This window comes from Amycolatopsis sp. NPDC004747 (genome assembly GCF_053601335.1).
In genome coordinates, this window is record NZ_JBSGBQ010000017.1 from 64,954 (window position 1) to 90,812 (window position 25,859).

The following is a 25,859-nucleotide window of genomic DNA, read 5'->3' on the forward strand; positions in this document are numbered from 1 at the left end:
GTCCGCGAGGGCAAGCTCTTGCCCGAGGAGATGAGGTTAGGCTAACCTCATACATGTCCGCTTCGTGGTGGGAGCGGCAGTCAGTTCGGGAACGGACGGAGCCCCGGCACTGGGAAAACCCCAGGCCGGGGCTTCGTTCATGCCAGCGCAGTGTCCGGGTGGGGCGCGCCCCGGGTCAAGGGGCTCCCGCCCGGTGGTACCGGCAGCTTGGTCAGCGTCATCCCGAAGTACACGCGGTACGCCAGCCGGATCGCGGCCGGGGTGGGCAGGTGGACCTCGTTCCGGACGCCGTCCACCGTCTCGATCAGCTTGTCGCCGGAGAGGGTCACGCGGCCCTGCGACGTCGGGCGGGAGCACGTCAGCGACCGCGTGAAGTGGGACTCCGGCGACGTCGTCTGCCACCACGCCATCGGGACGAAGTCGGCCAGCGGGCGCGGGCGGCGCTCCAGCCGGTACTGCGGCTTGCCGTCCAGCAGGACGTCGAAGTCGCCGTACGGGGCGTCCAGCACCAGGAACTCGCCGTCCGGGTCCGGCTGGGCGTCCACGGCGGACAACCGCAGCGGGTGCCGGGAGAACCGGCCGAAGCCGACGTCGACCAGCCAGCCGGCCGAATCCAGGGTGACGACGATCGCCGCGTGGTCCAGCGGCGGGCCGAGGGTGCCGTCGGCGTGGAAGACCTGGGCCGCGTGCAGGGCGGCGTCGTAGCCCAGCGCGCGCAGCAACGCGGCGAACAGGCCGTTCAGCTCGTAGCAGAATCCGCCTCGGCGCCGGTGCACGATCTTGGTGAACAGCGCGTGCTCGGCCAGGACGACCGGTTCCCCGAGGTGGCTGCTCAGGTTCTCGAACGGCACCGCGGCCAGGTGGCGTTCCTGCAGGTGGCGCAGCGTCGCGAGGTCGGGCGCCGCGGGGCGGGCGACGCCGAGGCGGTCCAGGTACGCGTCGATGTCCATGCGTCCAGCCAAACACCTCGACCGCACTCGAGGTCAAGGGATTTCACCCGGCGACGAAAACGGGGCCCTCCCGTGCAGGAGGACCCCGTTCCCGTGCGAAATCAGCCGAGCAGCAGGCCGTTGCCGCCCGCGACGGCGTTGTCGAAGCGCTTGGAGATCTCCGCCCAGTTGAAGATGTTCCACAGGGCCTTGACGTAGTCCGGCTTCACGTTCTTGTAGTCCAGGTAGAACGCGTGCTCCCAGACGTCGACCAGCAGGATCGGCACGGTCGGCAGGATCAGGTTGTTGTGGTGGTCGCGCAGCTGCTGGGTGATCAGCGTCTTGCCGATCGGGTCCCAGGACAGCGCGCCCCAGCCGTTGCCCTGGATCGTGGTCGAGACGGCGGTGAACTGCGCCTTGAACTTGTCGAAGGAGCCGAACGCCTCGTCGATCGCCGCGGCCAGCTCGCCGGTCGGCTTGTCGCCACCCTCCGGCGACAGGATCTTCCACCACACGACGTGGTTGGCGTGACCGGCCAGGTTGAAGGCCAGCGTGGTCTCCAGGCCGACGATCGAGCCGAAGTCGTTCGCTTCGCGGGCGGCTTCGAGCTTGTCGAGCGTGTCGTTCGCGCCCTTGACGTAGGTCGCGTGGTGCTTGCTGTGGTGCAGCTCGTTGATCTCGCCGGAGATGTGCGGCGCGAGGGCGCCGTAGTCGTAGTCGAGATCGGGCAGCTCGTAGCGGGCCATTGGCCCTCCTTCTGTCTTCGACACAAGTTTCCGGTACCGAACCTAGTAGCACACGCCCCTCCGCGGCGAGCGGGGGCATGTCGTGATCACCGCCTGGGATGACCGGCTCGCAAGTGGCGTACCCGAGGGTCCGACACCCGAAACCGAGCCTGCTACCTGGACTTAACTGGAGGTCAACGACTGTGAGATCAGGCACGGAACTCGTCGAGCCGGAGCGCCAGCTCGTCGAACACCGCCACGTTGCACTCGAACGCCACCAGCGTCTCGTCGATCACGCGGGCGCGTTCGGCCTCGTCCCATGGCGCGTTGTCCAGCTTCGCGCGGTAGGCGTCCCGGAACCGGGGCGCGCTGCCGATGCCGTCGAAGTGGTAGAAGAGCGCGCCCGCCTCGGCGACGTCGTAGTTCTTCTCGAGCGTCCGCCGGATGGCCTGGCCGCCGGCGATGTCGCCGAGGTAGCGCGTGTAGTGGTGGGCGACGTACCCGCCGGCCCACGTCGAGGCTTCGCGGATCCGCGAGACGTACTCGCGGGTGGACTCGAGCGGCGAGATCGTCGTGCGCCAGTCCGGCCCGACGAGGTGGGCGAGGTCGCGCTCGAGGTTCGGCAGGCGCCGCAGCTCGTCGAAGACGAACTCGCCGCCGACCGGGTCGCCGGCCATCGCGTCGCTCGCCGCCTCGATCGCGCCGTAGACGAAGTAGTACTGGACCGCCAGCCGGGTGTAGCCGTCGCGGGTCAGCTCCCCGCCGAGCAGGGCGCGCATGTACGTCGAGTAGTTCGCCTTTTCGTGCACCTCGAGCGTCGACGCGCGCAAGGTCGCCGAGAAGGGGCGGGCGTCCGTGGTCACCGACATGGCAGGCCTCCCGGCGATCGATCTGACACGCTGTCAGAAAGATCGTAGGGCATGAATCGGACTTAGGCCACCCTAAACGGCCGCGCCGACCGCGCGGAGGACGAACCTGACGGCCGCCTCGACCACGTCCTCCAGCCGGCCCGCCGGCCCGTCGACCAGCGCCCGGTTGCCCAGCGCCGCGGTGATCATCGGGATGAGGACGTCCGGGTCCTCGGCCGGCCAGCGGCCCAGGTCGACGCCGCCGGCGAGGATCGCGCGGAGGCGGTCGGTGATCGGGTCGGCGTGGGCGCTGATCCGCCGGTACGCCGCCGGCGCGAGCGCCGACGCCAGTGCTGTGCCCGGTGGCATGTGGTACTCCGCCAGCACGCGCAGCTGGAGCCGGACGAAGGTGGCCAGCTGGTCGACCGGGTCGGCCTGGGCCTCGACGGCTTCGGTCAGCCTCGTGACGTACTGGGCGGCTTCGTCCTCCACGAACGCGACGAGCAGGCTCTCCTTGTCCGGGAAGTGGTTGTACAGCGCCGTGCGCCCCACCCCGGCCGCCGACGCGACGCCGGCGAGGGTGATCGCGTCGAAGCCGCGTTCGTAGAGCTGCGCGCGCAGGACCTCGAAGACCCGGGCCCGCACCTCGCGCCGGTGTGCCTCCAGTGACTCACCGAGAATCTTCGGCATCCGCTCAGGCTAGCGTCAATCGGCCACCGGCCACGTGTGCACCGGTTCGCCCGCTTCGGACAGTTCCAGGTAGCGGCCCAGCATCAGGCTGAGCGCCGCCTCGCGGTCCAGGCCGCGTTCCTGCGCCCGCAGCACGTAGTCCCGCTGCCAGGTCGCCCCGGTCCGCCGTGCCAGGCAGCGGCGCTCGATGATCCCGAGGTAGCGCTCGCGGGCCTCGTCCGAGACGTCGGAGCGGCGCAGGCCCTCGTGGGCCAGCGGCAGCAGTACGCGCAGCGCCAGCTCGTCCGGCGGGATCCAGCCGATGCCCGGCCAGTACAGCTGCCCGTCGAAGCCGCGCCGCGCGCCGGCGTAAAGGTTTTCCTCGGCGGCTTGGAACGACATCTGGCTCCACACCGGGCGTTCCGCCTCGGCCAGTGCGCGCTGGGCGCCGTAGAAGAAGGCCGCGTTCGCCACCGTGTCGACCACCGTCGGGCCGGCCGGCAGCACCCGGTTCTCCACGCGCAGGTGCGGCAGGCCGTCGACGACGTCGTACACCGGGCGGTTCCAGCGCCAGATCGTCCCGTTGTGCATGCGCAGCTCGGTGAGCTTCGGCGCCTGGCCCGCGTCGAGCGCTTCGATCGGGTCTTCGGTGTCGGTTTCCGGGAGCAGGCCGGGGAAGTAGCGGACGTTCTCCTCGAACAGGTCGAAGATCGACGTGATCCAGCGCTCGCCGAACCACACCCGCGGCCGCACGCCCTGGTTCTTCAGCTCCTCCGGGCGGGTGTCCGTCGCCTGCAGGAAGAGCGGGATCCGCGTCTCGTGCCACAGCGCCTTGCCGAGCAGGAAGGGCGAATTCGACGCGAGCGCGATCTGCAGCCCGGCCAGGCACTGCGCCGCGTTCCAGTGCGCGGCGAACTCCTCGGGCGCGACCTGCAGGTGCAGCTGCACGCTCGTGCACGCGGCCTCCGGCAGGATGGACTCCGCGAAGCTGCGCAACCGTTCGGGCTGCTGGCCCGGCAGTGGCGCCCCCTCCATGGCGAGCACCGTGCGTTCGCCGCGCGCGGCGAAGATCTGGTCGTTCAGCGTGGAGTAGCGGGTCTTGTTGGTGAGCCACTTCTGGTCGAAGTGCTCGTGCTTCAACGTCGGCAGGATGCCGATCATCGCCAGCGACGAGCCGGTGTCGCGGGCCTTCGTCGCCGCGGTGTCGAGGTACGCGCGGAGGTCGTCTTCCAGCTGGAGGGCCGAATCGCCGGCCAGCGGCCGGGGCGGCACGTTCAGCTCGATGTTGTGCTGGCCCAGTTCGGTGGTGAACGACGGGTCGTCGAGCGCCTCCAGCACCGCGGTGTTCGTCATCGACGGGCGCAGCTCGCGGTCGACGAGGTTCAGCTCGACTTCGAGGCCGATGTTCTTGCGGGGGAACGAAAAGCTGCCGTCGGTGAGCATGCGGGCCAGCGTGTCGAGGCAACGCTGCACCTTCCGGCGGTACCTTCCTCGGTCCAGCGTGTTGAACGGCTGAGCCTCGAGGTCCATCCCCATGACCATCCCTGCTTCGTGTCGGCGTGGACTAGGACGTGTTCAGGCCCCGGCGGACAACCGTTACACAGGCGATGCACCCGGGCTAGCGGCCAAACTGGTGCTGTCTGTCACGGGCGGTTAACCGACAGCAAAATGGCCCCGTTCGTACCACCCAGTGGCGGACGTTCGGACCAGTGAAGCGCCTGGCAAGCGGATGACAGACTGGTCGGATGGGCGTGATCCACATCGACCGATCCGACGATCCCCGCGTGGCCGATTTCCGCGACCTGTCCACTGCGGACCGTCGCCCGGACCGGCCCGGCGGGCGGGGCCTCGTCATCGCCGAAGGCACCGTCGTGGTGTCCCGGCTGCTGGCGTCCCGCTACCCGGTACGGGCGTTGCTGGGCGTGCAGCGGCGGTTCGCCGAGCTGGCCGAAGACCTGGCGGGGCTCGACGTTCCCCAGTACGTCGCCTCCGCGGACACCATGGCCGAAGTGGTCGGGTTCCACCTCAACCGCGGGATCCTCGCCGTCGCCGACCGGCCCGCGCCGCTGACGGTGTCCGAAGTCGCCGGCGGCACCGGGCCGATCGCCGTGCTGGAAGGCGTTGGCGACCACGAAAACCTGGGCGCGCTCTTCCGCAACGCCGCCGCGCTCGGCGTCGGCGGCGTGCTGCTCGGCCCCGGCTGTTCCGACCCGCTGTACCGGCGCAGCGTGCGCGTGTCGATGGGGCACGTCCTGCGCGTGCCGTTCGGGCACCTCACGGACTGGCCGGGCGGGCTCGACGACCTGCGGGCGCGCGGGTTCGCGGTCGCGGCGTTCACCCCGCGGCCGGGTTCGATCCCGCTGCCCGAGCTGCGTGCGCACGCGCCCGGGCGGGTGGCGTTGCTCTTCGGCGCCGAAGGTCCCGGGCTGACCGAGGCGGCGCTCGCGGCGGCTGATCACGCGGTCCGGATACCCATGCCGGCCGGAGTCGATTCACTGAACATCGCCACGGCCGCCGCCGTTGCCTTCTACGAACTGGCTCGCGGCCGCTAAAGTTCTGGTCTCCAGGCGGGAAGGGGCACCATGGAGCTGCGGATCCGCGGCGAGCGCGCCGTGCTGGCCGGCCCGGGCGGGGAGCACGCGCGCGAGGTGGACCCGCACAAGCTCGCGATCGGCGCCGACCTCGCGCAGGCACTGCACGAGTGGGCGCGCGTGGCGTCCGCGGTCACCGCCGATCCCGGGGCGGAAGCGGGCGCGGTGGTTTCGCAGCGCGGCCGCCAGCTGGCCGCGCGGCTGGCCTCGGTGATGGGCACGACCGTGCGGTTCGTGGACCCGGTCACCGGCGACGACACGGTCGTCGAGCCACCCCCGCCGTCGACCGAGCCCGGCCACCGGTTCGTCCGGGCGGTGCTCGGGCCGCCCGGCCCGCCAGGGGAGCCGACGCCGTGGCTGACCGGGCTGACCGTCTCGGCGTTCATCGCCGCGGTGGTCGTGGTGGCCATGCTGGCGCTGGCTTCGACGCTGGCCCGCGAGACCAGCGGCTGGCTCGCGCTGGTGGCCTCGGTGATCGTGACGGCCGGGATCACGCCGTCGCTGTGGCTGATCCGCCGCACCCCGATCCTGCGCTGGGCCGCCTACGGCGCGGCGGGCGGTGTCGTGATCGCGTGGATCGGCGTGCTGGTGATCGCCTTCTAGGGGAGCGTGGGGATGGAGCAGCTGGACGCGTTGCGGAAGTTGTGCCTGGCCCTGCCGGAGACGACCGAGCGGCTCAGCCACGGCTCGCCCGCCTGGTTCGTGCGCGGCAAGAAGACGCTCGCCACGTTCGCCGACGACCACCACGGCGACGGCAGGCTCGCCTTCTGGTGCCCGGCACCGCCGGGCGCGCAGGAGGAACTGGTGCGCACCGAGCCCGAGCGGTTCTTCCGCCCGGCGTACGTCGGGCACCGCGGCTGGCTGGGCGTGCGGCTGGACGTCGACGTCGACTGGGCGGAGGTCGACCGGATCCTGCGCGAGGCGTACCGGCTGGTCGCGCCGAAGACGCTCGCGGCGCGGGTGGTCTAGCGCCCCAAGGTGGCCTTGGTTGCGTGAGACGCACCGAAGGCCGCCTTGGGGCGCTTGGGCTCAGCCGCGCTGCGAGCGGACCCCGAGCAGCACGTCCTCCCAGGACGGCACGATCGGGTGGTTCTTCTTCGCCTTGGGCCGTGGTTCCGGTACCGCGGTGTCCTCGTCCGGGTCCGTCGGGACGCGCGGGATCTCGCGGGTGTCGTCGTCCGGGTCCGGTTCGGCCGACGGCAGCTGCGCGCGCTCCGGCTCCACCGAGTCCAGCGTCGGCTGGAACTCCGTTTCGCGGGCCGGCGCGAGGGCGCGGACCGTGCGCGGGGCGCGGTAGGCGCTCGGGTCCAGCAGGACCTCGGCGTTCTCGTCGAGCGCCGTCACCGTGCCGCCGTGCGCGCCCGGCGAGAAGGCCCAGTGCGCGCGGTTGTCCGACCGCCCGGCCTTCCAGCGGAGCACCACGACCCAGCGGCCGTCGTCGCCCTTCCAGGAGTCCCAAGTGGCCTGTGAGTAGTCGTGGCCGCGCACGCCGAAGCTGTGCGCGACGACCTCGCCGAGCGTCTGTACGTCGGGGCCGTCCTCGCGGACCGGGTGGGCGCTCAGCGCCAGCTCGGCGGTCCGGGACCGCTCGAGCAGGACGGGGTAGGCGTAGCGCTCGACGCGCTGCGTCGAAACACCGGCGCTCGCGGCGACCTGCTCGACGGACTCGCCGGCGCGGATGCGCTGCTGGATCTCGCGTGGCCGCATCTGGCTCTCCAACTCGATCTCGATCTGGCCGAGGCGGGTGATGTCACCCCGCGCCGCCGCGCGCAGTCGCTCATCAGCCGGGAGCAGGAAACGAGTACGGCTCGCCGGGTCTTCGAGCACGATGGACTTCCCGTCCTCGTGCAGTCCGACCACTCGCAGCGCCCGCATTGTTCTCGCCTCCCCGATCTTCTTCACCGTTGTGGGTGCCCACGTTAGAACGGCGCGTCGGCTTGACGTGCGAGGCGCGCCGAGTCTGCACGGAACTGCCCACTGTTCATTTTGGTCCTCCGCATCCTCGCTCAGGCAGGTCAGCGGGATCAGGGTGACACGCCGGGCACGCAAAGTCACGATCGAGTGGATCAAGCGGGCGGCGCGGGAGATCACGCCGGCGGCAGCCGGACCGTCACCGTGAGGCCGCCACGCCGGCCCGGCTGGGCCTCCGCACGGCCCCCGTGGGCCTGAGTCACCGAGCGGACGATGGACAGCCCGAGCCCCGCATTGCGCGTGTCGCCGGTCCGCTCCGCGCCCCCGAGCCTTCGGAACGGCTCGAACAGCGTCGGCACCGCTTCCGGCGGCACCACCGGTCCCGAGTTCCGCACCTCCAGCGCCGGTTCCCCGCGCACTTCCACGTACACCCAGCCGCCCTGGGCGTTGTACGTGATCGCGTTGACCACCAGGTTCGTCACCAGCCGCTCGAGCAGCACCGGGTCGCCCGCCACCACCCGCGGCCGCAGCCGGGTCTCCACCTTCACCCCGGCCGCCTCGGCCTGTGCGGAAGTCGCCCGGACGACCGACGCCGCGACCTCGTCGAGGCGCACCGGCGTGCGCGCGTGCAGCCCCCGGTCGCTGCGGGCCAGCACCAGCAGGCCCTCGATCATCCGCTCGCTGCGCTCGTTCGTGTGGAGCAGGTGCGTGCCGAGCTTCTTGAGCTCCGCCGGGACGTCGGGGTCGGCCATCGCCACCTCGATCAGCGTCCGCTGCACCGCCAAGGGCGTCCGCAGCTCGTGGGACGCGTTCGCGACGAACCGCTTCTGGCTGTCGAAGGACTCCGCGAGCCGGTCGAGCATGCCGTCGAAGGTGTCCGCCAGCTCCTTCAGCTCGTCCGGCGGCCCTTCCAGGTTGATCCGCCGGTCGAGCTTGCCCGCCTCCAGCCGGCGCGCGGCCGAGGTGATGTCGTGCAGCGGCCGCAGCGCGCGGCCCGCCATCAGCCAGCCGAACAGCACCGCCAGCCCGGCCGTCACCACCAGCGCGATCGCCGAACCGACCAGCAGGGTCGACAGCGTCGAGGAGCGGTAGGTGTCGAGCGAGCCGCTGAGCAGCTGGATCGCGACGCCCGGGCCGGGGAAGGCCGCCTGGCCCGAGACGCCGTAGGTCACGTCGGCGGTGGCGATCGTCCGGTCGGCGACCCGGGCCGGGTCCGGCAGCGTGCTCTGCACCAGCAGGTAGTTGATGACGACCAGGACCACCCCGGCGAGCAGGAAGAGCCCGCCGTACCAGGCCGTCAGCTTCGTCCGGACGGACAGGCCGGTCACGTCGCGCCGAACCGGTAGCCGGCACCCGGCACGGTCTCGATCACCGGCGGGTCGCCCAGCTTGCGCCGCAACGTCATCACCGCGACGCGCACCGCGTTGGTGAACGGGTCCGCGTGCTCGTCCCACGCCTTTTCCAGCAGGTCTTCGGCGCTGACCACCGTGCCCTCCGCCCGCATGAGCACCTCCAGCACGGCGAACTCCTTCGGGGAGAGCAGCAGGAACCGGCCGTCGCGGGCGGCCTGGTGGCGCGGCAGGTCGAGCACGACGCCGTCGCGCTGCAGCACCGGTGGCAGCGCCGGCCGCGCGCGCCGCGCCAGCGCTTGCACCCGGGCGACCAGCTCGGCGAACGCGAACGGTTTCGTCAGGTAGTCGTCGGCGCCGAGGCCGAGGCCCGCCACGCGGTCGGTGACGTCGGCGGCCGCGGTGAGCATCAGCACCCGCGCCTCGCCGCCCGCCTTCACCACCGCGGCGCAGACGTCGTCGCCGTGCACCTTCGGCAGGTCGCGGTCGAGCACCACGACGTCGTAGCCGTGCACGCCGACGCGTTCCATGGCCTGCTCGCCGTCGTAGCAGACGTCGACAGCCATCGAGAAGCGCCGCAGTCCCTCCGCGACCGAGTCGGCCAGCAACCGCTCGTCCTCCACCACCAGCACGCGCACTCGCCCAGTCTGCGCAGGAAGGCCATAAGGACCGCATAAGCGACGTCGCTTAGCGCGCCCGAATCCCCCGATCCGTAGACCTGGCACCCATCCGGACGAAAGGAGCGAGCCGATGCGGACACGGATCGTCGTCGCGGCGATCGGGGCAGCCCTGCTGCTCTCGGGCTGCGGCGCGAAGAGCGACGACGGGTCGAAGGTGGCCTCGATCTCGACACCGCCGAAGACGGGCGGGCCGACCGCGGCCGACAACAGCGGCAAGAGCGACGAGGACAAGATGCGGGACTTCGCCAAGTGCATGCGCGAGCACGGCGTCGACATGCCCGACCCGAAGCCCGCCGGCGACGGCAAGGGCATGGCGGTCACCCTGGGCAGCAAGGACGGCGACACCTCGAAGCTCGACGCCGCGCAGACCGCGTGCAAGCACCTCATGCCCAACGGCGGCGAAATGAAGCCGCCGAGCGCCGAGGAACTCGACAAGATGCGCAAGGACGCCAAGTGCATGCGGGACCACGGCATCGACATGCCGGACCCGGACCCGAGCGGCAAGGGCGCCACCCGGATCGGCGGGGTGGGCGACGACCCGAAGAAGTTCGAAGAGGCCGCCAAGGCGTGCGGGCTCGGCATGAGCATCAGCTCGAGGGCGGGCCAGTGAACGACGTGACCCACCTCAAGCCCCGCCGCCGCGGCCGGACGCGCTGGTTCGTCGCGGCCGCCGTCCTGGTCGTGGTGCTGGGCACCGGCTCGGTCGTGATCCTGACGCGGGTGTCGAGCGCGACGCCGGTCAAGGAGGCCGCGCCGCCCGCCGTCGAAACCGCGGAGGTGGCCAAGACCGACCTGAGCGAGGAAGAAGAGGCCGACGGCACCCTCGGCTACGGCGACGAATCGGTCGTCGCGGGCCGCAAGCCCGGCACGATCACGTCGCTGCCGGACGTCGGCGCCACCCTGACCCGCTGCAAGCCGGTGTACGGAGTGGACGCGAAGCCGGTGCCGCTGTTCTACGGCACGCTGCCGTTCTACCGCGACCTCGCCACCGGCGCGGACGACGGTGCCGACGTCAAGCAGCTGGAGGAGAACCTCAAGGCGTGCGGCTTCGGCGGGTTCGGCACGCCGGACAAGAAGTTCACCGCGGCGACCGCGGCCGCGCTGAAGAAGTGGCAGAAGTCCCTCGGCCTGGCGGAGACCGGCGCGTTCGGCCAGGGCGACGTCGTGCTGTCGGCGGGCGAGCTGCGCGTTTCGGCACTGGCGGCCAAACCCGGCGCGCCCGCCCAGGGCGAGATCCTCAAGACGACCGGCACCGTCCGGCTGGTGCAGGTCAAGCTCGACGCGGCCAAGCAGGGCCTCGCGCAGCAGGGCGCGAAGGCGTCGGTGACGATCAACGGGAAGGCGACCCAGGGCACGATCACCGACGTCGGGCGGACCGCGGTCGAGGGCAAGGACCAGGCGGGCCAGGACGACGGCAAGCCGAAGATCACCGTGACCGTCCGGCTCGACGACCCGGCGGCAGGCGGCAGCCTCGACTCGGCTCCGGCCACCGTCCGGTTCACCAAGGACGTCCACCAGGGCGTGCTCGCGGTCCCGGTCGGCGCGCTGCTGGCCCTCGCCGAAGGCGGGTACGCGGTCGAGGTCGACGAGAACGGGCAGCGACGGCTGATCGCCGTCCAAACCGGACTGTTCAGCGGTGGGAAGGTCGAGGTCACCGGCACCGGCCTGGCCGCGGGCATGCGGGTGGTGACGACGTCGTGACGCCCGTGCTGCGCGTGCACGAGGTCACGCGCACCTACCCCGGCGGGGTCGCCGCGCTCGACGGCGTCTCGCTCTCGCTGGAAGACGGCGAGATGACGGCGATCGTCGGCCCGTCCGGGTCCGGCAAGTCCACCCTGCTGCACCTGATGGGCACGCTCGACCGGCCGTCGTCGGGGCGGATCGAGCTGCACGGCCACGACGTCGCCGCGCTGCCCGACCGCAAGGTCTCGGCGCTGCGCTCGCGCTGGATCGGGTTCGTGTTCCAGCAGTTCTTCCTCGACGAAGGGATGAGTGCGGTGGACAACGTGTGCACCGGCCTGCTCTACGCCGGGGTGCCGCGGCGACGGCGGCGCGCGCAGGCACTGGCGGCGCTCGACCGCGTCAAGCTGGGGCACCGGGCGTGGCACCGGCCCGGCGAGCTCTCCGGTGGCGAACGCCAGCGCGTCGCGATCGCCAGGGCCGTGGTCAACGAGCCGTCGATCCTGCTGGCCGACGAGCCGACCGGCAACCTCGACACCGGCACCGGCGCGTCCGTGCTCTCACTGCTCGGCGAGCTGTCGGCGGACGGGACCACGATCGTCGTGATCACCCACGACCGCGAGATCGCGGCGGGCATGCCGCGCCGGATCGAGCTGCTCGACGGGCACCTGCGGCTGGACACCGGCCTGGTGGGTGCGCGATGACGATGGTCAAGCTGCCGGAACCGGCCCGGCTCAAGCCGCCGGACGTCGTCGCGCTCGGCGCCCACGGCATGCGCACGCGGCCGGTGCGCGCGGTGCTGTCCGCGCTGGGCATCGCGATCGGCGTCGCCGCGATGGTGGCGGTGCTGGCGATCCCGGCGTCCGGTGCGCAGGCGCTGCACGACCGGCTGGCCGCGCTCGGCCCCAACCTGCTCACCGCCGGGCCGGGCCAGACGTTGTTCGGCGACAACGCGACCCTGCCGGACGACGCCGTCGCGATGGCCCGCCGGATCGGGCCGGTGCAGGCGGCCGCGGGCACCGGGACGACGTCGGCGAGTGTCCGCCGCAGCGACAAGATCGCCGCGGACGACACGTCGGGGCTGGCGGTGTACGCGGCGCGGCCGGACCTGCTCGGCGTGCTGGGCGGCAAGGTACGGGCGGGTGCGTTCCTGGCCGCGGGCAACCAGAACTACCCGGTGGCGGTGCTCGGGTCCCAGGCCGCGGCCCGGCTGGGCATCGACCACCTCGACCCGGCCCGGCCGCCGCAGGTGCTGATCGGGGCGCAGTGGTTCACCGTGGTGGGCATCCTCGCGCCGATGCCGCTGGCACCGGAGGTCGAGCGTTCGGCACTGGTCGGCTGGGACGTCGCGAAGAGGCTGCTCGGGTTCGACGGCCATCCGTCCACGGTGTACGTGCGGGCGCAGGAGTCCGCGGTCGACGCGGTGCGCTCGGTACTGGCGGCGACGCTGAACCCCAAGGCCCCCAACGAGGTCCAGGTCCGGCGCCCGTCGGACGCACTGGCGGCGCAGAAGCTGACGGACACGACCTACAGCGCGCTGTTCCTCGGGCTCGGCGGGGTGGCGCTGCTGGTCGGCGGCGTCGGAGTGGCGAACACGATGGTGATTTCGGTGCTGGAGCGCCGGCGCGAGATCGGCCTGCGCCGGGCGTTGGGGGCGACGAAGCGGCAGGTCCGCGGCCAGTTCCTGGCGGAGTCGGTGCTGCTGTCGGGGCTCGGCGGGCTCGCGGGGGTGCTGGCCGGAGTCCTGGTGACGGCGGGGTACGCGCTGAGCCAGGGGTGGCCCGCGGTGCTGCCGGTCGGGGCGCTGGCGGGCGGGGTCGGGGTCGCGGCGCTGGTGGGTGCGGCGGCGGGGGCTTATCCCGCGATGCGGGCGGCTCGGCTCGCGCCTACGCAGGCGCTGGCCTGAGGGGCCCGCGGGCCGGGTGGGGGTTGGGGGACCCGGTTCGGGTGCGCGGGTGGGGCGCCGGCTCGGCTCGGCCGGGCGGATGGTGGGGGCGTCGGCTGGGCCGGGCGGGTGTTGGGGGTGTCAGCTCGGGTGGGCCGGGCGGATGGTGGGGGTGTCGGCTCGGCTCGCTCGCGCGGGTGGTGGGTTCGTCGGCTCGGCCTGCCCGCGCTGGTGCTGGGGGGCGTCGGCTCGGGTGGGCCGGGCGGGTGTGTGTGCGTCGGCCTGGCTCGGCCGGGTGGGTGTTGGGGCGTTGGCTCGGCCTGCCCGCGCGGGTGTCGGGGTCGCCGACCCGGCTGGGCCGCGCGGGAGTTGGGGTCGCCGACCCGGCTGGGCCGCGCGGGTGTTGGGGGCGTCGGCCCGGCTCGGCCGCGGGTGTTGGGGCGTCGGCTCGGCCGGGTGGGTGTCGGGGTCACCGGCTCCGCTCGCCCGCGGGCGCCGGTGGGCGGGGCTGGTGTCGCGGTGCTGGTCGCCGTGGTCGGGAGGCCGGCCCGGCTCGCCGGTCGGAAGGCAGCGGGCCCGGGGCCGCCGGGGCGCCCCCCGTTTTCGACTCTACCGGCGGGCACCGACAGTTTTGGCGCGCTCGTCCGCGTAGGCCGTTCGAGCATGCACAACCGCCCGGCGGCCGGTTACTCCTTCTCCGCTATCCAGCACGTTGGAAGGTCTCCCACTCCGCCCGCCGGGTGTTGGATGGGCGGGAGGGAGCCGATCGAAGGGCGGGCGGGGAGTGCGAATCGAGGCGAACCGGCGAGATTTCCTGCGGTGGCTGGCGACTGCGGGCGCGGGGCTCGCCGCCGCCGGGGTGGCTCCCGCCGTCTTCGCCCAGGAGGCCGCCGCCGCCGGGAGTGGGGTCGTGGTCTTCAGCGGGGTCACCGTGATCGACGGCACCGATGGCCCGGCTCGGCCGGACTCCGCCGTCGTGCTGGTCGGGGACCGGATCGCCTGGGTCGGGCCGTCCGCCGGGGTACCTCGGTGCGGGGGCGCCCGGGTCGTCGACGGCCGCGGCCGCTACCTCGTGCCCGGCCTGTGGGACCTGCACACCCACGGCATCGACTACGAGCAGGTGTGGCCGCCGCTGTTCCTGGCCAACGGCGTCACCGGCATCCGCGAGATGCAGGGCTACGACGAAAACCGGGTCACCCGCGACAGGATCGCCCGCGGCGAGCTGCTCGGCCCGCGGGTCGTGCTGGCCAGCTCGATCCTCGACGGCCCGGTGTCCCTGCTCGGGCCGCCCGCCCTCCGGATCTCGAACGCCGAGGAGGCGCGCGCCGCCGTCCGGACCGCCGTCGCGCAGCGCTCGGACTTCGTCAAGGTGTACTTCTACCTGCCGAAGGACGTCTTCGCCGCGATCGCCGACGAATGCCACCGCCACGGCCTGCCCTTCGCCGGGCACTGGCCGTACCGGACCCGCGTGCTCGACGCCGCCCGGGCCGGGCAGCGCAGCTTCGAGCACCTCTTCGGGCTGCCGATCGCCACCTCGAGCCGGCGGGACGAGTTCCTCGCCCGCCTCGACGCGACGCCGTTCGACCCGAACGCCCCGCGTGACTTCTTCAACCTGGCCCGCGAACTCGACCGGCAGGCCGCGCAGGCCCACGACCCCGCCGCGGCGGCCCGCCACTTCGCGGGTCTCAACGCCCTCGGCAGCAGGCTCAGCCCGACCTTCGCGGTCAACCGGGTCATCTCGCGGCCCGCCGACGCGTTCGCGCACGATCCGCGGAACAAGTACATCCCGCAGGAGATCCTCGACTACTGGGCCGACCGGCTGACCCTGTTCGCGCCCGCCACCCCCGACCAGATCGCCCAGCAGGACGCCTACTTCGACACGCAGCTGCAGCTGGTCGGGGAGGCGCACCGCGCCGGCGTGGGGATCCTCGGCGGCACCGACTGCGAGAACCCGTACGTCTACCCGGGCTTCAGCCTGCACGACGAGCTCGACTTCCTCGTGCAGGCCGGCCTCGGCCCGCGACAGGTGCTGCAGGCCGTGACCCGCGACGCGGCCGCGTTCGTCGGCCGGGCGGACACGGCCGGGACGATCACCCCCGGCAAGGTCGCCGACCTGGTGCTGCTCGACGCCGACCCGCTCGCCGACATCCGCGCGGTCCGGCGGATCGACACCGTCGTCACCGACGGCCGCGTCCTCGACCGGGCCGCGCTCGACAAGCTGCTCGCCGACGCCGAAGCCGCCGCGAGCCGGCCCGCCACCGGCGTGAACGCCAGGTCAGTGCGCTTGCCGGTGCACAGCTGCTGCTGAGCGCCCGGTAATCTCGGCCGGTCGGAGACCTGGTTCGAGGGGGACGCGTGCTCACTGGGCGAAGACTGGGGTGGTCGCTGGCGGTGCTCGAGATCGCCGCCGTCGTCCTCGTGCTCGTGCTCAAGCGGTTCGACGGCCTCGACCTCGAGGTCTACCTGGGTGGCGCCAAGGCGCTGGCCGAGCAGGGCTCGCCGTACGACGCCTGGGTGCCGACCACGCACCAGATCCTGCTGCCGTTCACCTACACGCCGTTCGCCGCGGCGGTGTTCCTGCCCGGCACGCTGCTGCCGTTCGCGGTGACGATGAAGCTGGTCAGCATCGCGTCGATCCTCGCCACCGGCGTGGTGGCGTACCTCTACGCCGCCACGCTCAACGGCTCCCTGACCGACCCCACGAAGGTCAACGGCCGGGTGGTCGCCGCGCTCGTCGCCATCGGCGCGCAGCTCGCGGGCGCCCTCCTCGAACCGGTGCGCTCGACGCTGGGCTTCGGGCAGATCAACGCGCTGCTGATGGTGCTGGTCGTGCTCGACGTCCTGCTGCCCGGCGAGCGGAAGCGGACGAAGGGCCTGCTGATCGGGGTGGCCGCGGCGATCAAGCTGACGCCGGCCGTCTTCGTCGTCTACTTCCTGTGCCGCCGCGACTTCCGTTCGGCTGCGCGCGTGGTCGCCGGGTTCGTGGCGGCCGGGGCGCTGCTGTGGCTGATCCGGCCGTCGGCGTCCTTCACCTACTGGACGAAGCTCGTCTTCGACGCGGGCCGCATCGGCGGGGTCGACTACGTCGGCAACCAGTCGCTGCACGGCCTGACCGTGCGTGCCGGCCTGCCGGAGTTCGGCTGGGTGCTGGCCGCAGTGGCGGTGATGGCCGTGGTCGCGGTGATCGTCGTGCGCGCCGCCGAGCCGGTGCTCGGGCTCACCGCCTGCGCGCTCGGCGGGCTGCTGGTTTCGCCGATCTCGTGGACCCACCACTGGACGTGGTGCGTGCCGGTCCTGGTCCTCGCCGGGTGGTACGCGTGGCGCTTCGACCGGGCGGTCCGGTGGGTGGCGGCGGCGGTCGTCGTCGCGGGACTGGCGTTGTTCATCGCCGGCCCGATGTGGTTCGCCCCGCGCCCGGCGCCGTCGGCGGGCTGGTGGCTGGCCACCGAGTCCTACGAGCTGTTCGGCCTCGCGCTGCTGGCCCTCGCCGCGTTCGGCGCCCGGCGCCTCGGCACGAAAAAGGGGACCTCCGCCGCGGCGGAGGTCCCCTCCAAGGAGCCTCAGGTCAGCTGAGCCGCTCGACCACGTACTCGATCGCCTGCGTCAGCTTGGTGACGTCGTCCGGGTCGATCGCCGGGAAGAGGCCGACGCGCAGCTGGTTGCGGCCCAGCTTGCGGTACGGCTCGGTGTCGACGATCCCGTTGGCGCGCAGCACCTTCGCCACCGCGGCGGCGTCGACGTCGTCGCTGAAGTCGACCGTGCCGACGACCTGCGAGCGCAGCTCCGGATCCTTGACGAACGGCGTCGTGTAGCTCGTCTTTTCGGCCCATTCGTACAGCCGCGAGGACGAGTCCTTCGTGCGCGAGGTCGTCCAGGCGAGGCCGCCCTGGCCGTTCATCCACTCGATCTGCTCGGCGAGCAGGAACAGCGTGGCCACGGCCGGGGTGTTGTACGTCTGGTCCTTGCGGGAGTTGTCCAGCGCGGTGGTCAGCGACAGGAACTCGGGGATCCAGCGGTCGCTGCCGCCGATCTCGCCGATCCGCTCGACCGCGGCCGGGGAGGCCAGCGCGATCCAGAGGCCACCGTCGGCGGCGAACGACTTCTGCGGCGCGAAGTAGTAGACGTCGAAGTCCTCGGCCTTGACCGGCAGGCCGCCGGCGCCGGAGGTGGCGTCGATCGCGACCAGCGCGCCTTCGGAGCCTTCCGGACGGCGGACCGGCACGGCCACGCCGGTGGACGTCTCGTTGTGCGCCCAGCCGACCAGGTCGGCGCCGGCTTCGTAGGCGATGTCCGGGGCGCTGCCCGGCTCGGCCTTGACGACGATCGGGTCGGCCAGGAACGGCGCGCCCTTGGTCACGGTGGCGAACTTCGAGGAGAACTCACCGTAGGTGAAGTGCTGCGCGCGCTCGCGGACCAGGCCGAAGGCGGCGGCGTCCCAGAACGCCGTGGTGCCGCCGTTGCCGAGGATCACCTCGTAGCCCTCGGGCAGCGAGAACAGCTCGGACAGACCGGCACGGACGCGCCCGACGAGGGACTTGACCGGCTTCTGCCGGTGCGACGTGCCGAGGTAGGTGGAGCCGGACTCCGCCAGCGCACTCAGCTGCTCGGCGCGGACCTTCGACGGGCCGCAGCCGAAGCGGCCGTCGGCCGGCTTGAGGTCGGCGGGGATGGTCAACTCAGCGTCGGTCATGTGGCCAGTCTCTCAGGTCGGGACAAGGCAGGTAACGCAGGTGGCCGGGAGTCCGGCATGTGGAATCGGCGGCCGGCGGGCCGCGCCGCCGGATGAGCGGCCCACGGCCTTCCGGACGGCGGCGGATACGCCATCGGGCAGCACCGCGGTGGGGGTAAAAACACGGTTACCGCCCCCTGGGACCGCCGGTAGCGTGCCCGGCCGTGACGACTGTGCAGCAGAGTTTCCCGGCGCCGCCGCAAGCACTGTGGAACGCGCTCCCCGCCGGGGTCGCGGCGATCGGCGGACAGGGTCCGTTCTACGACTCGCAACGCGGGTTCGTCTCCTGCCGCACCGGGATGAGCTTCCTGAGCTGGGGCCAGGAGATCACCGCGTCGGTGGTCCCGGCCGAGGGTGGCTCGACGCTGACCGTCCTGACGAAGCTGAAGTTCGGCCTCTTCGACTGGGGCGAGGGCAAGCGCATCGCCAACCGGTTCGCCGCCGCCGTCGCCTACGCGGCGGGCACGGCCGCCCTGAGCTGAGGGTCCCGCTCGCCACCCTGGGGGTGCGAGCGGGGCCCGGTCTCAGCGCCAGCCCTCGACACCGCCCGGCACCGGCGCGGCCGGGTCGTACGGCGTGCGGGTGAAGACGAACGTCGCCAGGTCGAGGTGGGTGGCGACGCCGTCGGTGTTGCGGCCCACCACGAGCGTCTCGCCGGCGTAGTAGCCGTCGAGGCCGACGTAGGTGTCCTTGTCGGTGGCGCGGAAGCGCGAGCCGCGCCCGGCGCCCTCGACCGGCGCGAGCAGCAGCAGCCCGTCACCCTGGATGCGCAGGTGGTACGGGGTCGGGCCCCAGTGCCAGAGCCCGGTCAGCGCGAGCAGCCCGGGGTCGACGGCGGACGGCAGCCACTCGGCGGGCAGCCGCGGCTCCAGCTCGTCGGTCATCGTGATGAGGTCGAGGCAGAGCTGCGTGATGCCGACGCCGGACGTCGAGTTGGCGAGCACCAGCGCGCCGGTCTGCGCGGCCGGGTCGACCAGCGTCACGGCGAGGAACCCGGGCATCGAGCCGGTGTGGCCGGCGAACCGGCGGCCCTGGTGGCGCACCAGCATCAGGCCGAGCCCGAACCCGGTCGTCCAGACGTCGGTGTCGTCGACGGTGACCATGGTCCGCATCTCGCCGAGCGTTTCCGGGGCGAGCACGCCGCCGGTCTCGCCGCCGAGGAACGCCGTCCAGCGGCCGAGGTCCGCCGCCGTCGACCACAGCTGCCCGGCGGGGGCCATCGCGCCGGCGTCGGGGCTCGGCTCCGGCAGCAGGACGTCGGCGAAGGGGTGCACGGCGAAGCCCTCCGCGTGCGCGCCGACCGGGTGCGGGGTCGTGCGGTTCATCCCGAGCGGGCCGAGGACCTCCTCGTCGAGCACGGAAAGCCAGTCCTTGCCGCGGTGGCGGGCGAGGAGTTCGCCGAGGACGCCGTAGCCGACGTTCGAATAGTGGAACCGCGCGCCCGGCCGGTGCTTGGTCGCGCCCTCGGCGAGGCTGCCGACCAGCGCGTCCCAGTCGGCGCCCGGGGTCCGCTCCCACCACAGGCCGGGCGATTCGGACGTCAGGCCGGAGGTGTGGGACAGCAGCTGGGCGACGGTGGCGGCGCCGAACGGCGTGCCGGGAACGTGCTTTTCCAGCGGGTCGTTGAGGTCGAGCAGGCCTTCGTCGCGCAGCCGCATGACGGCGGTGGCGACCAGGGTCTTGGTGATCGAGCCGAGCCGGTACTGGGTGTCGGTGCCCGGGGTTTCGCCACCGACCCGCCCGCGGCCACCGGACCAGACGATCCCGCCGTCGCGCACCACGGCGGCGACCAGCGACGGAGCCCGGCAGGCGGCCTGCTCGTGGGCGATCCGGCGGAGCAGGGCGAGTTCGGTCGAGGCAAGCATGGGGGCATTCTGCCGCGCTCCGGCCGGCGAAGCAGGTCCTGGTCCTCAGCCGAGCAGGTTCTTCGCCATCGCCGTCGTCACCGCGGCCGTGCGATCGGAGACGCCGAGCTTGCCGAACACGCGGAGCAAGTGGGTCTTCACCGTGGCTTCGCTGATGTGGAGCGCGCGGCCGATGTCCGCGTTCGTGCCGCCGGTCGCCACCAGCCGGAGGACCTCCACTTCGCGGGCCGACAGCGGCTGCGGTTCCGGGTTGCGGACGCGGTTGACCAGCTTGCCCGCCACCGACGGCGCCAGCACCGTCTCCCCGCGCGCCGCCGCGCGGATCGCGTTCGCCAGCTCCGCGCGCGAGGCGTCCTTCAACAGGTAACCCGACGCGCCCGCCTCCACCGCGCGCAGGATGTCCGCGTCCGTCTCGTACGTCGTCAGCACGACGATCCGGCGGCCGGGCTGCTCGCGCAGGATCCGCTTGGTCGCGCCGACGCCGTCGAGGCCGGGCATCCGCAGGTCCATCAGCACGACGTCGGGTGCGGCGACCCGGTCGAGCGCGACGGCTTCGTCCCCGGAGCCCGCTTCACCGACGACCGTCAGGTCCGGTTCGGCTTCGAGCATGCCGCGGAGACCTTCGCGGACGACCGGGTGGTCGTCGACGAGCATGACGCGGATCAAGCCGGCACCTCCAGGGTGAGTTCGGTGCCGCTGGGGCCACTCCGGACGCTCAGTCTGCCACCGACCTGCTCGGCCCGTGACCGCATCCCGCGCAGCCCGAACCCGGTGGCGTGGCCGGGATCGAAACCGGCGCCGTCGTCGCGCACCGACAGCCGCACCGAACCGTCCACAGCGGACAGCCGCACCGAAACCGCCGACGCGGCCGCGTGCCGCCGGACGTTGTTCAGCGCTTCCTGGGCGCCCCGCAGCAGGACCACTTCGCCGGCCGTGCCGAGCGCGGGCAGCCCACCGTCCACTTCGTACTCGACCGGTAGGCCCGTCTCTTCGGCCAGCCGGTCGGCCTGCCGCCGGACGGCGTCCACCAGCGAGCCCGCGGCGAGGTCCGCCGGGGCCAGCGCGGCGACCATCGCGCGGGCCTCGGTCAGGTTGTCCCGCGCGGTCCGGGCGGCCAGCTCCGCGTGCCGCCGCGCGGCCGCCGGGTCGGTGTCCAATTCGGACTCGATGGCCTGGGCGAGGGTGACGATGCTGGTGAAGCCCTGCGCGAGCGTGTCGTGGATCTCGCGGGCGAGCCGTTCGCGCTCGGCCGCGGTGCCCGCCTCCCGGGAGAGCCGGGCGACCTCGGCCTGGCTCGCTTCCAGCTTCGCGATCAGGTCCGCGCGGCCCCGGCTCTCGTCGATGACGTGCCCGATGAACTTGCCGCACAGCAGGCCGAACACGACCAGGATCGCCGTCATCGGCAGCATGATGTGCAGGGTCGGGCCCCGCCACCCCTGGTTGACGACGGTCGACGCGGGGTTGAGCAGGATCGCGACGGTGGTGAGGACGGCCGCCGGCCGGAACTCCAGCGTCGAGAACAGCAGCGGGCAGGCCATGAAGAGGATGAAGCCGGACGTCTCCTGGGCGAACAGGGCGATCCCGACCAGCACCAGCACCGTGACGGCGAACGCCCACCGCTGCCCGGCCGGCGAGTCGTCGTCCCGGACGATCCGGCGGCCCCACAGCAGGTAGCCCAGCGCGAGCGCGGTGAGCGCCCCGACCGCGATCGCCGTCCGCGCCGGGTCGCCGTGGTCGAGGAGTACCAGCAGGGTCGTGGCCAGGTACGCCACCGCGAAGAGGATCTCCCAGAGCCAGTTGAACCGGTCCCAGGCGTCCTTCACTTCGCGTCGGACCACCGGAACGTCAGCCGCGCCAGCACGGCGCCCACCACGCACCAGATCCCCAGCACCAGCGCCACCCGCGGCAGTTCCCATGTCCCGGCCATCTCCATCCTCACGGCGTCGTCCGGCAGGAAGACCGACCGGAAACCCTGGCAGATCCACTTCAGCGGGAAGAACGACGCGATGTCCACCATAACTTTCGGCAGGTTCGTGATCGGCGAGACGAAGACCCCGGAGATGAACTGCAGCACCAGGTAGAGCATCTGCACGATGGCGACCGCGCCGTTGGTGGACTTCGCGAGCGCGCTGACCGCGATCCCGAGCAGCGTGCAGGAGACGATGCCGAGCGCGAACACCCACAGCAGCGTCAGCCACTTCGCCGGGTCGGACGGCAGCTTCAGCCCGAACAGCAGCGTGGCGACCGCGGCCATCAGCACCGTCTGGGCCAGGCTCGACACCGCGACCAGCGTCATCTTGCCGACGAAGTACGACGCCGGCGGCATCGGCGTGCCGCGCAGGCGCTTGAGGGCACCGGTTTCGCGGTCGGCCGAGACGCCGGTCGCGATGCTGTTGAACGACGTCGACACGATGCCGGAGCCGATCATCCCGGCCGCCAGCAGCTGGCCGGAGGTGACGCCGCCGAGCGGGGTCGGACCGTCCAAGATGGACCCGAGCAGGATCATCAGCACCGCGGGCAGGGAGAAGGTGAAGACCACCTGCTCCTTGTTGCGGAAGAACTGCCGCAGTTCGGTGCCGCCTCTGGCGAGCCCCAAGGCGAGCGGGCCGGGGAGCGCGAGCGTGCTCATGCCTTGTCTCCGATCAGGTCCAGGTAGATGTCCTCCAGGCTCGGCCGGGTCACCGTCAGGCCCGCGAGCTCTCGACCCCCAGCCGAGAGCTCGGTGACGAGCTTGGTCGGGTACGCGGTGCGCTCGACGTGCTCACCGCGTTCGTCGACCCACCGCACGGTGGCTTCGGCCGCCGCCCGGCCGCCGAGGTTCTGCGGCGTGTCCTGGGCGACGATCTCGCCGCGCGCGATCACCGCGACCCGGCCGGCGAGGGCTTCGGCCTCGTCGAGGTAGTGCGTGGTGAGCAGGATGGTGGTGCCTTCGGCGGCGAGGTCGCTGATCAGCGTCCAGAACTGCCGCCGCGCCTCGGGGTCGAAGCCGGTGGTCGGTTCGTCGAGGAAGAGCAGTTCGGGCCGCCCGACGATGCCGAGCGCGACGTCGACGCGGCGCCGCTGGCCGCCGGAGAGCGCCTTGACGCGCGTCCCGGCCTTCTCGGTGAGCCCGACCTTGTCGATCACCTCGTCGGGGTCGCGCGGGTCGGGGTAGTACTTCGCGAAGTGCCGGACGGTCTCGGCGACGCTCAGCTCGGCGGCGTCGGTCGCCGTCTGCAGGACGATGCCGAGCCGGGCCCGCCAGGCCCGGCCGGCCTTGCCGGGGTCCTCGCCGAGCACGGAGACGTCGCCGTCCGTCCGCCGCCGGTGCCCCTCGAGGATCTCGACGGTCGTGGTCTTCCCGGCACCGTTCGGGCCGAGCAGGGCGAAGACCTCGCCCTGGGCGATCTCCAGGTCGAGCCCGGCCACCGCGAGGTGACCGGGGTACTGCTTGCGCAGGCCGCGCACGCTGACTGCTGTGGTCATGCTGCACAGCCTGGCCGCTCGCGCCGCCGGATCCGACCAACAGGCGGCTGAATCCGGCTGTCCACCGTTCGGTGGACACCGGGGCTTGGTTCCACGGGAAACCACGAAAACGCTGTCATACAAGCAAAAACCCGAACATCCGAGCCCGCGGAACCGCCGCGCGGGTGAACGCGCTGTTGACAACTTGTCTAACATGACAGAATGTCTCACAAGTGGGTGACCGCCAGCGACGGTGTCCGCCTCTCCGTGACCGTCGACGGCCGGAGCGACGGGCCCACGGTCGTGCTCGTGCACGGCTATCCGGACAACAGCTCGATGTGGGACGGGGTGGCCGCCGGGCTGACGGCGGAGCACCGCGTCGTCACCTACGACGTCCGCGGGGCCGGACGGTCGGACAAGCCGTCGGGACGCGCGTCCTACCGGCTGGACCAGCTGGCCGACGACCTGCGCGCGGTCGTCGACGAGGTGCAGCCCGCCGGCAAGGTGCACCTGGTCGCGCACGACTGGGGCTCGATCCAGACCTGGCACGCCCTCACCGGGGACGGGCTGCGCGGGCGGATCGCCTCCTACACGTCCCTCTCCGGCCCCAGCCTCGACCACGCCGGTGCCTGGTTCCGCGCCCAGCTGCGCCGTCCGACGCCGAAACGGCTCAAGAACGCGCTGAACCAGTTCCTGCACTCGTGGTACATCCTCGCCTTCCAGCTCCCGGTCATCCCGGACCTGCTGTGGCGCACCGGGCTGCTGGGCAAGCAGATCCAGCGCATGGAGCCGGACGCGGCGCCGCCGGACAAGTCCGACGGCCTGCACGGCCTCCAGCTCTACCGCGCCAACATGTTCACCCGGCTGTCGCGGCCCGCGCCGCGGCCCGCCGACGTCCCGGTGCAGGTGCTGGCCCCGACCGGCGACGCCTACGTCACCCCGCCGCTGCAGACCGAGGTCACCCGCTGGGTGCCCGACCTGCGGATCCGCCGGATCGTCGGGACGCACTGGGTGACCAGGGCGCGGCCGGCGGTGGTGGCCGCCGCGGCCGCCGAGCTGATCGAGTACGCCGAGACCGGCACCGAAAGCCGGGCGCTGCGCCGGGCCCGCGTCGACGCCGGGCCGTTCGCGCACAAGCTCGTCGTCGTCACCGGGGCGGGCAGCGGGATCGGCCGCGCCACCGCGCTGGCCTTCGCCGAGCGGGGTGCCGACGTCATCGTCACCGACATCGACCCGGCCAGTGCCGCGGAAACGCTGAAACTGCTGGAAGAGCACGGCGTAGCCGAGTACACAGTGGACTCTTCGGACGGCGAGGCCGTGCACCGCTTCGCCCGCGACGTGCGGGAGAACCACGGCGTCCCGGACATCGTGGTCAACAACGCGGGCATCGGGATGTCCGGCCCGTTCCTCGACACCTCGGCCGAGGACTGGGAACGCGTCATCAACGTCAACCTCTGGGGCGTGATCCACGGTTGCCGCGCGTTCGCGCCGATGCTCGCCGAGCGCGCCGAAGGCGGCCAGATCGTCAACCTCGCCTCGGCGGCCGCGTACCTGCCGTCGAAGATCCTCTCGGCCTACGCGACGACGAAGTCCGCCGTGCTGACGTTGAGCGTCTGCCTGCGGGCGGAGCTGGCGGCGCACAACATCGGCGTCACGGCGGTGTGCCCCGGCATCGTCAAGACCAACATCACCAGCACGACGACGTTCGTCGGGGTGTCCGAAGAGGAGCAGCGCCGTCGGCAGCGGGAGAGCTCGAAGCTGTACGCGCGGCGCGGGTTCGGTCCCGAGGGGGTCGCGCGGGACATCCTGCGTGCGGTGGAAAAGGACATCGCGATCGCTCCGTCCACCCCGGAGGCGAAGGTCGCGCTGGTCCTCTCGCGGCTGACACCCGGCCTGCTTCGCAAGGCCGCGAAGCTGGACCTGACGCCGTGAGCCGGCCGCGGCGGATGTCGCCGCAGGCCCGCCGCGACGACCTGATCCGCGCCGCGCTCGACCTGTTCGGCTCGCGGGCACCCGAACTGGTCACCGTGGACGACATCGTCGCGCGCGCGGAGGTGTCGCGGCCGCTGTTCTACCGGTACTTCGCCAACCTGCGCGAGCTGCAGGTGGAGGCGCTGCGCACGGTCACCGACGGGCTGATCGACGGACTGGCCGGGCTCGAGGAGGGGCCGCCGGAGGTGCGGCTGCGCGCGGCCGTCCGCGGCCTGATCGACGTCGCCGACCACTACCGCGCGGGGTACATCGCCCTGCTGCGCACGGGGTCGGTGATCGCGACCTCCGAGACGGACGCCGCGATCGACGAGGTCCGCAACCGCGCGGTGGCCCTGATCCTGGACGCGCTCGGCGTCACCGACCCCTCGCCGCTGCTGTCGCTCACGCTGCGTTGCTGGACGGCGGTCGTCGAGGGTGCCCTGCTGAGCTGGCTCCAGGAACGCAGCGTCGCGCGGGAGGACCTCGACACCTGGCTCGTCGACCAGCTCACGGCCATGCTCGGCGCCACCGCACAGCACGAACCGGCCGGCACCACGGGGGTACCGGCCGGTTCGTGAAGAAG

General features: G+C 72.3%; 26 protein-coding genes. 12 read left to right on the forward strand and 14 right to left on the reverse strand.

The annotated features are described in order from the left end of the window. Positions 1–137: 137 nt before the first annotated feature. The 5 genes from ACWEGE_RS26585 to ACWEGE_RS26605 all read right to left on the reverse strand — a co-directional run bounded on the left by ACWEGE_RS26585 (position 138) and on the right by ACWEGE_RS26605 (position 4,707). Positions 138–950 carry an arylamine N-acetyltransferase family protein gene (locus tag ACWEGE_RS26585; RefSeq protein ID WP_449663159.1) on the reverse strand — a complete coding sequence of 271 codons (813 nt, stop codon included), beginning with the start codon at positions 948–950 and terminating at the stop codon, positions 138–140. A 101-nt stretch (positions 951–1,051) separates the two neighbouring features. Further along, on the reverse strand, positions 1,052–1,675 hold the full coding sequence (locus ACWEGE_RS26590) for a superoxide dismutase (protein ID WP_003088226.1): 624 nt from the start codon (positions 1,673–1,675) through the stop codon (positions 1,052–1,054). 188 nt (positions 1,676–1,863) lie between these two features. Beyond that, positions 1,864–2,523, reverse strand: coding sequence for a biliverdin-producing heme oxygenase (locus ACWEGE_RS26595; protein ID WP_449663160.1), 660 nt, complete (start codon positions 2,521–2,523; stop codon positions 1,864–1,866). A gap of 72 nt (positions 2,524–2,595) precedes the next feature. After that, positions 2,596–3,192 carry a TetR/AcrR family transcriptional regulator gene (locus ACWEGE_RS26600; protein ID WP_449663161.1) on the reverse strand — a complete coding sequence of 199 codons (597 nt, stop codon included), beginning with the start codon at positions 3,190–3,192 and terminating at the stop codon, positions 2,596–2,598. A 15-nt stretch (positions 3,193–3,207) separates the two neighbouring features. Then, positions 3,208–4,707 (reverse strand): glutamate-cysteine ligase family protein, encoded by a 1,500-nt coding sequence (locus ACWEGE_RS26605; RefSeq protein ID WP_449663162.1) that lies wholly within the window; start codon positions 4,705–4,707, stop codon positions 3,208–3,210. A 209-nt stretch (positions 4,708–4,916) separates the two neighbouring features. On the opposite strand from ACWEGE_RS26605, the gene ACWEGE_RS26610 reads away from it, so the two are divergent. Genes ACWEGE_RS26610 through ACWEGE_RS26620 form a run of 3 tightly spaced genes read left to right on the forward strand, consistent with a single transcriptional unit; the run spans position 4,917 to position 6,731 of the window. Further along, positions 4,917–5,723, forward strand: a complete 807-nt coding sequence (locus tag ACWEGE_RS26610) for a TrmH family RNA methyltransferase (RefSeq protein WP_449663163.1) — start codon at positions 4,917–4,919, stop codon at positions 5,721–5,723. 30 nt (positions 5,724–5,753) lie between these two features. Beyond that, entirely contained in the window at positions 5,754–6,365 is a 612-nt protein-coding gene (locus ACWEGE_RS26615; RefSeq protein ID WP_449663164.1) for a DUF2537 domain-containing protein, read from the forward strand. 12 nt (positions 6,366–6,377) lie between these two features. Beyond that, positions 6,378–6,731 (forward strand): MmcQ/YjbR family DNA-binding protein, encoded by a 354-nt coding sequence (locus ACWEGE_RS26620; RefSeq protein ID WP_449663165.1) that lies wholly within the window; start codon positions 6,378–6,380, stop codon positions 6,729–6,731. A 60-nt stretch (positions 6,732–6,791) separates the two neighbouring features. On the opposite strand, the gene sepH is transcribed toward ACWEGE_RS26620, so the two are convergent. The 3 genes from sepH to ACWEGE_RS26635 all read right to left on the reverse strand — a co-directional run bounded on the left by sepH (position 6,792) and on the right by ACWEGE_RS26635 (position 9,660). Continuing rightward, complete coding sequence (sepH, locus tag ACWEGE_RS26625; protein ID WP_449663166.1) at positions 6,792–7,637, reverse strand: septation protein SepH; 846 nt, start codon at positions 7,635–7,637, stop codon at positions 6,792–6,794. A 212-nt stretch (positions 7,638–7,849) separates the two neighbouring features. Then, entirely contained in the window at positions 7,850–9,001 is a 1,152-nt protein-coding gene (locus ACWEGE_RS26630) for a sensor histidine kinase (RefSeq protein WP_449663167.1), read from the reverse strand. After that, positions 8,998–9,660 carry a response regulator transcription factor gene (locus tag ACWEGE_RS26635; RefSeq protein ID WP_449663168.1) on the reverse strand — a complete coding sequence of 221 codons (663 nt, stop codon included), beginning with the start codon at positions 9,658–9,660 and terminating at the stop codon, positions 8,998–9,000. Before ACWEGE_RS26635 ends, ACWEGE_RS26630 begins: the two co-directional genes overlap by 4 nt. Positions 9,661–9,772: 112 nt before the next feature. On the opposite strand from ACWEGE_RS26635, the gene ACWEGE_RS26640 reads away from it, so the two are divergent. From ACWEGE_RS26640 to ACWEGE_RS26665, 6 genes are all read left to right on the forward strand, one after another. Continuing rightward, a complete protein-coding gene (locus ACWEGE_RS26640; RefSeq protein ID WP_449663169.1) occupies positions 9,773–10,312 on the forward strand; it encodes a hypothetical protein in 540 nt (179 codons plus the stop codon). Then, positions 10,309–11,403, forward strand: a complete 1,095-nt coding sequence (locus tag ACWEGE_RS26645; protein ID WP_449663170.1) for a peptidoglycan-binding protein — start codon at positions 10,309–10,311, stop codon at positions 11,401–11,403. The genes ACWEGE_RS26640 and ACWEGE_RS26645 overlap by 4 nt, the downstream gene beginning before the upstream one ends. Continuing rightward, entirely contained in the window at positions 11,400–12,086 is a 687-nt protein-coding gene (locus tag ACWEGE_RS26650) for an ABC transporter ATP-binding protein (protein WP_449663171.1), read from the forward strand. Before ACWEGE_RS26645 ends, ACWEGE_RS26650 begins: the two co-directional genes overlap by 4 nt. Beyond that, a complete protein-coding gene (locus tag ACWEGE_RS26655; protein WP_449663172.1) occupies positions 12,083–13,288 on the forward strand; it encodes an ABC transporter permease in 1,206 nt (401 codons plus the stop codon). Before ACWEGE_RS26650 ends, ACWEGE_RS26655 begins: the two co-directional genes overlap by 4 nt. 763 nt (positions 13,289–14,051) lie before the next feature. Next, entirely contained in the window at positions 14,052–15,575 is a 1,524-nt protein-coding gene (locus ACWEGE_RS26660; RefSeq protein WP_449663173.1) for an amidohydrolase family protein, read from the forward strand. A gap of 47 nt (positions 15,576–15,622) precedes the next feature. Further along, positions 15,623–16,840, forward strand: coding sequence for a glycosyltransferase 87 family protein (locus tag ACWEGE_RS26665; protein ID WP_449663174.1), 1,218 nt, complete (start codon positions 15,623–15,625; stop codon positions 16,838–16,840). Here ACWEGE_RS26665 and serC read toward each other — a convergent pair. Next, positions 16,833–17,957, reverse strand: a complete 1,125-nt coding sequence (gene serC, locus ACWEGE_RS26670) for a phosphoserine transaminase (protein WP_449663175.1) — start codon at positions 17,955–17,957, stop codon at positions 16,833–16,835. The genes ACWEGE_RS26665 and serC overlap by 8 nt on opposite strands. A gap of 203 nt (positions 17,958–18,160) precedes the next feature. Between serC and ACWEGE_RS26675 the strand changes: the two genes are divergently transcribed. Continuing rightward, positions 18,161–18,478, forward strand: a complete 318-nt coding sequence (locus ACWEGE_RS26675; RefSeq protein WP_449663176.1) for a hypothetical protein — start codon at positions 18,161–18,163, stop codon at positions 18,476–18,478. Positions 18,479–18,520: 42 nt separating this feature from the next. On the opposite strand, the gene ACWEGE_RS26680 is transcribed toward ACWEGE_RS26675, so the two are convergent. The 5 genes from ACWEGE_RS26680 to ACWEGE_RS26700 are packed head-to-tail and all read right to left on the reverse strand — an operon-like array spanning position 18,521 to position 23,326. Further along, the gene (locus tag ACWEGE_RS26680; protein ID WP_449663177.1) at positions 18,521–19,861 is read right to left on the reverse strand and encodes a serine hydrolase domain-containing protein; all 1,341 of its coding nucleotides are present in this window, start codon (positions 19,859–19,861) and stop codon (positions 18,521–18,523) included. Positions 19,862–19,906: 45 nt separating this feature from the next. Continuing rightward, entirely contained in the window at positions 19,907–20,527 is a 621-nt protein-coding gene (locus tag ACWEGE_RS26685) for a response regulator transcription factor (protein ID WP_449663178.1), read from the reverse strand. Next, positions 20,524–21,684: a sensor histidine kinase gene (locus tag ACWEGE_RS26690; RefSeq protein WP_449663303.1), complete on the reverse strand. Its 1,161-nt coding sequence runs from the start codon at positions 21,682–21,684 to the stop codon at positions 20,524–20,526. The genes ACWEGE_RS26685 and ACWEGE_RS26690 overlap by 4 nt, the downstream gene beginning before the upstream one ends. Next, complete coding sequence (locus ACWEGE_RS26695) at positions 21,681–22,490, reverse strand: ABC transporter permease (RefSeq protein WP_449663179.1); 810 nt, start codon at positions 22,488–22,490, stop codon at positions 21,681–21,683. The genes ACWEGE_RS26690 and ACWEGE_RS26695 overlap by 4 nt, the downstream gene beginning before the upstream one ends. Beyond that, positions 22,487–23,326 (reverse strand): ABC transporter ATP-binding protein, encoded by an 840-nt coding sequence (locus ACWEGE_RS26700; protein ID WP_449663180.1) that lies wholly within the window; start codon positions 23,324–23,326, stop codon positions 22,487–22,489. Before ACWEGE_RS26700 ends, ACWEGE_RS26695 begins: the two co-directional genes overlap by 4 nt. Before the next feature lie 216 nt (positions 23,327–23,542). Here ACWEGE_RS26700 and ACWEGE_RS26705 point away from each other — a divergent pair, with 216 nt between their 5' ends. Together ACWEGE_RS26705 and ACWEGE_RS26710 are read left to right on the forward strand one after the other, a co-directional pair. Continuing rightward, positions 23,543–25,237, forward strand: a complete 1,695-nt coding sequence (locus tag ACWEGE_RS26705; protein ID WP_449663304.1) for an SDR family oxidoreductase — start codon at positions 23,543–23,545, stop codon at positions 25,235–25,237. 14 nt (positions 25,238–25,251) lie between these two features. Next, complete coding sequence (locus ACWEGE_RS26710; protein ID WP_449663305.1) at positions 25,252–25,854, forward strand: TetR/AcrR family transcriptional regulator; 603 nt, start codon at positions 25,252–25,254, stop codon at positions 25,852–25,854. The last annotated feature ends 5 nt before the right edge of the window (positions 25,855–25,859 follow it).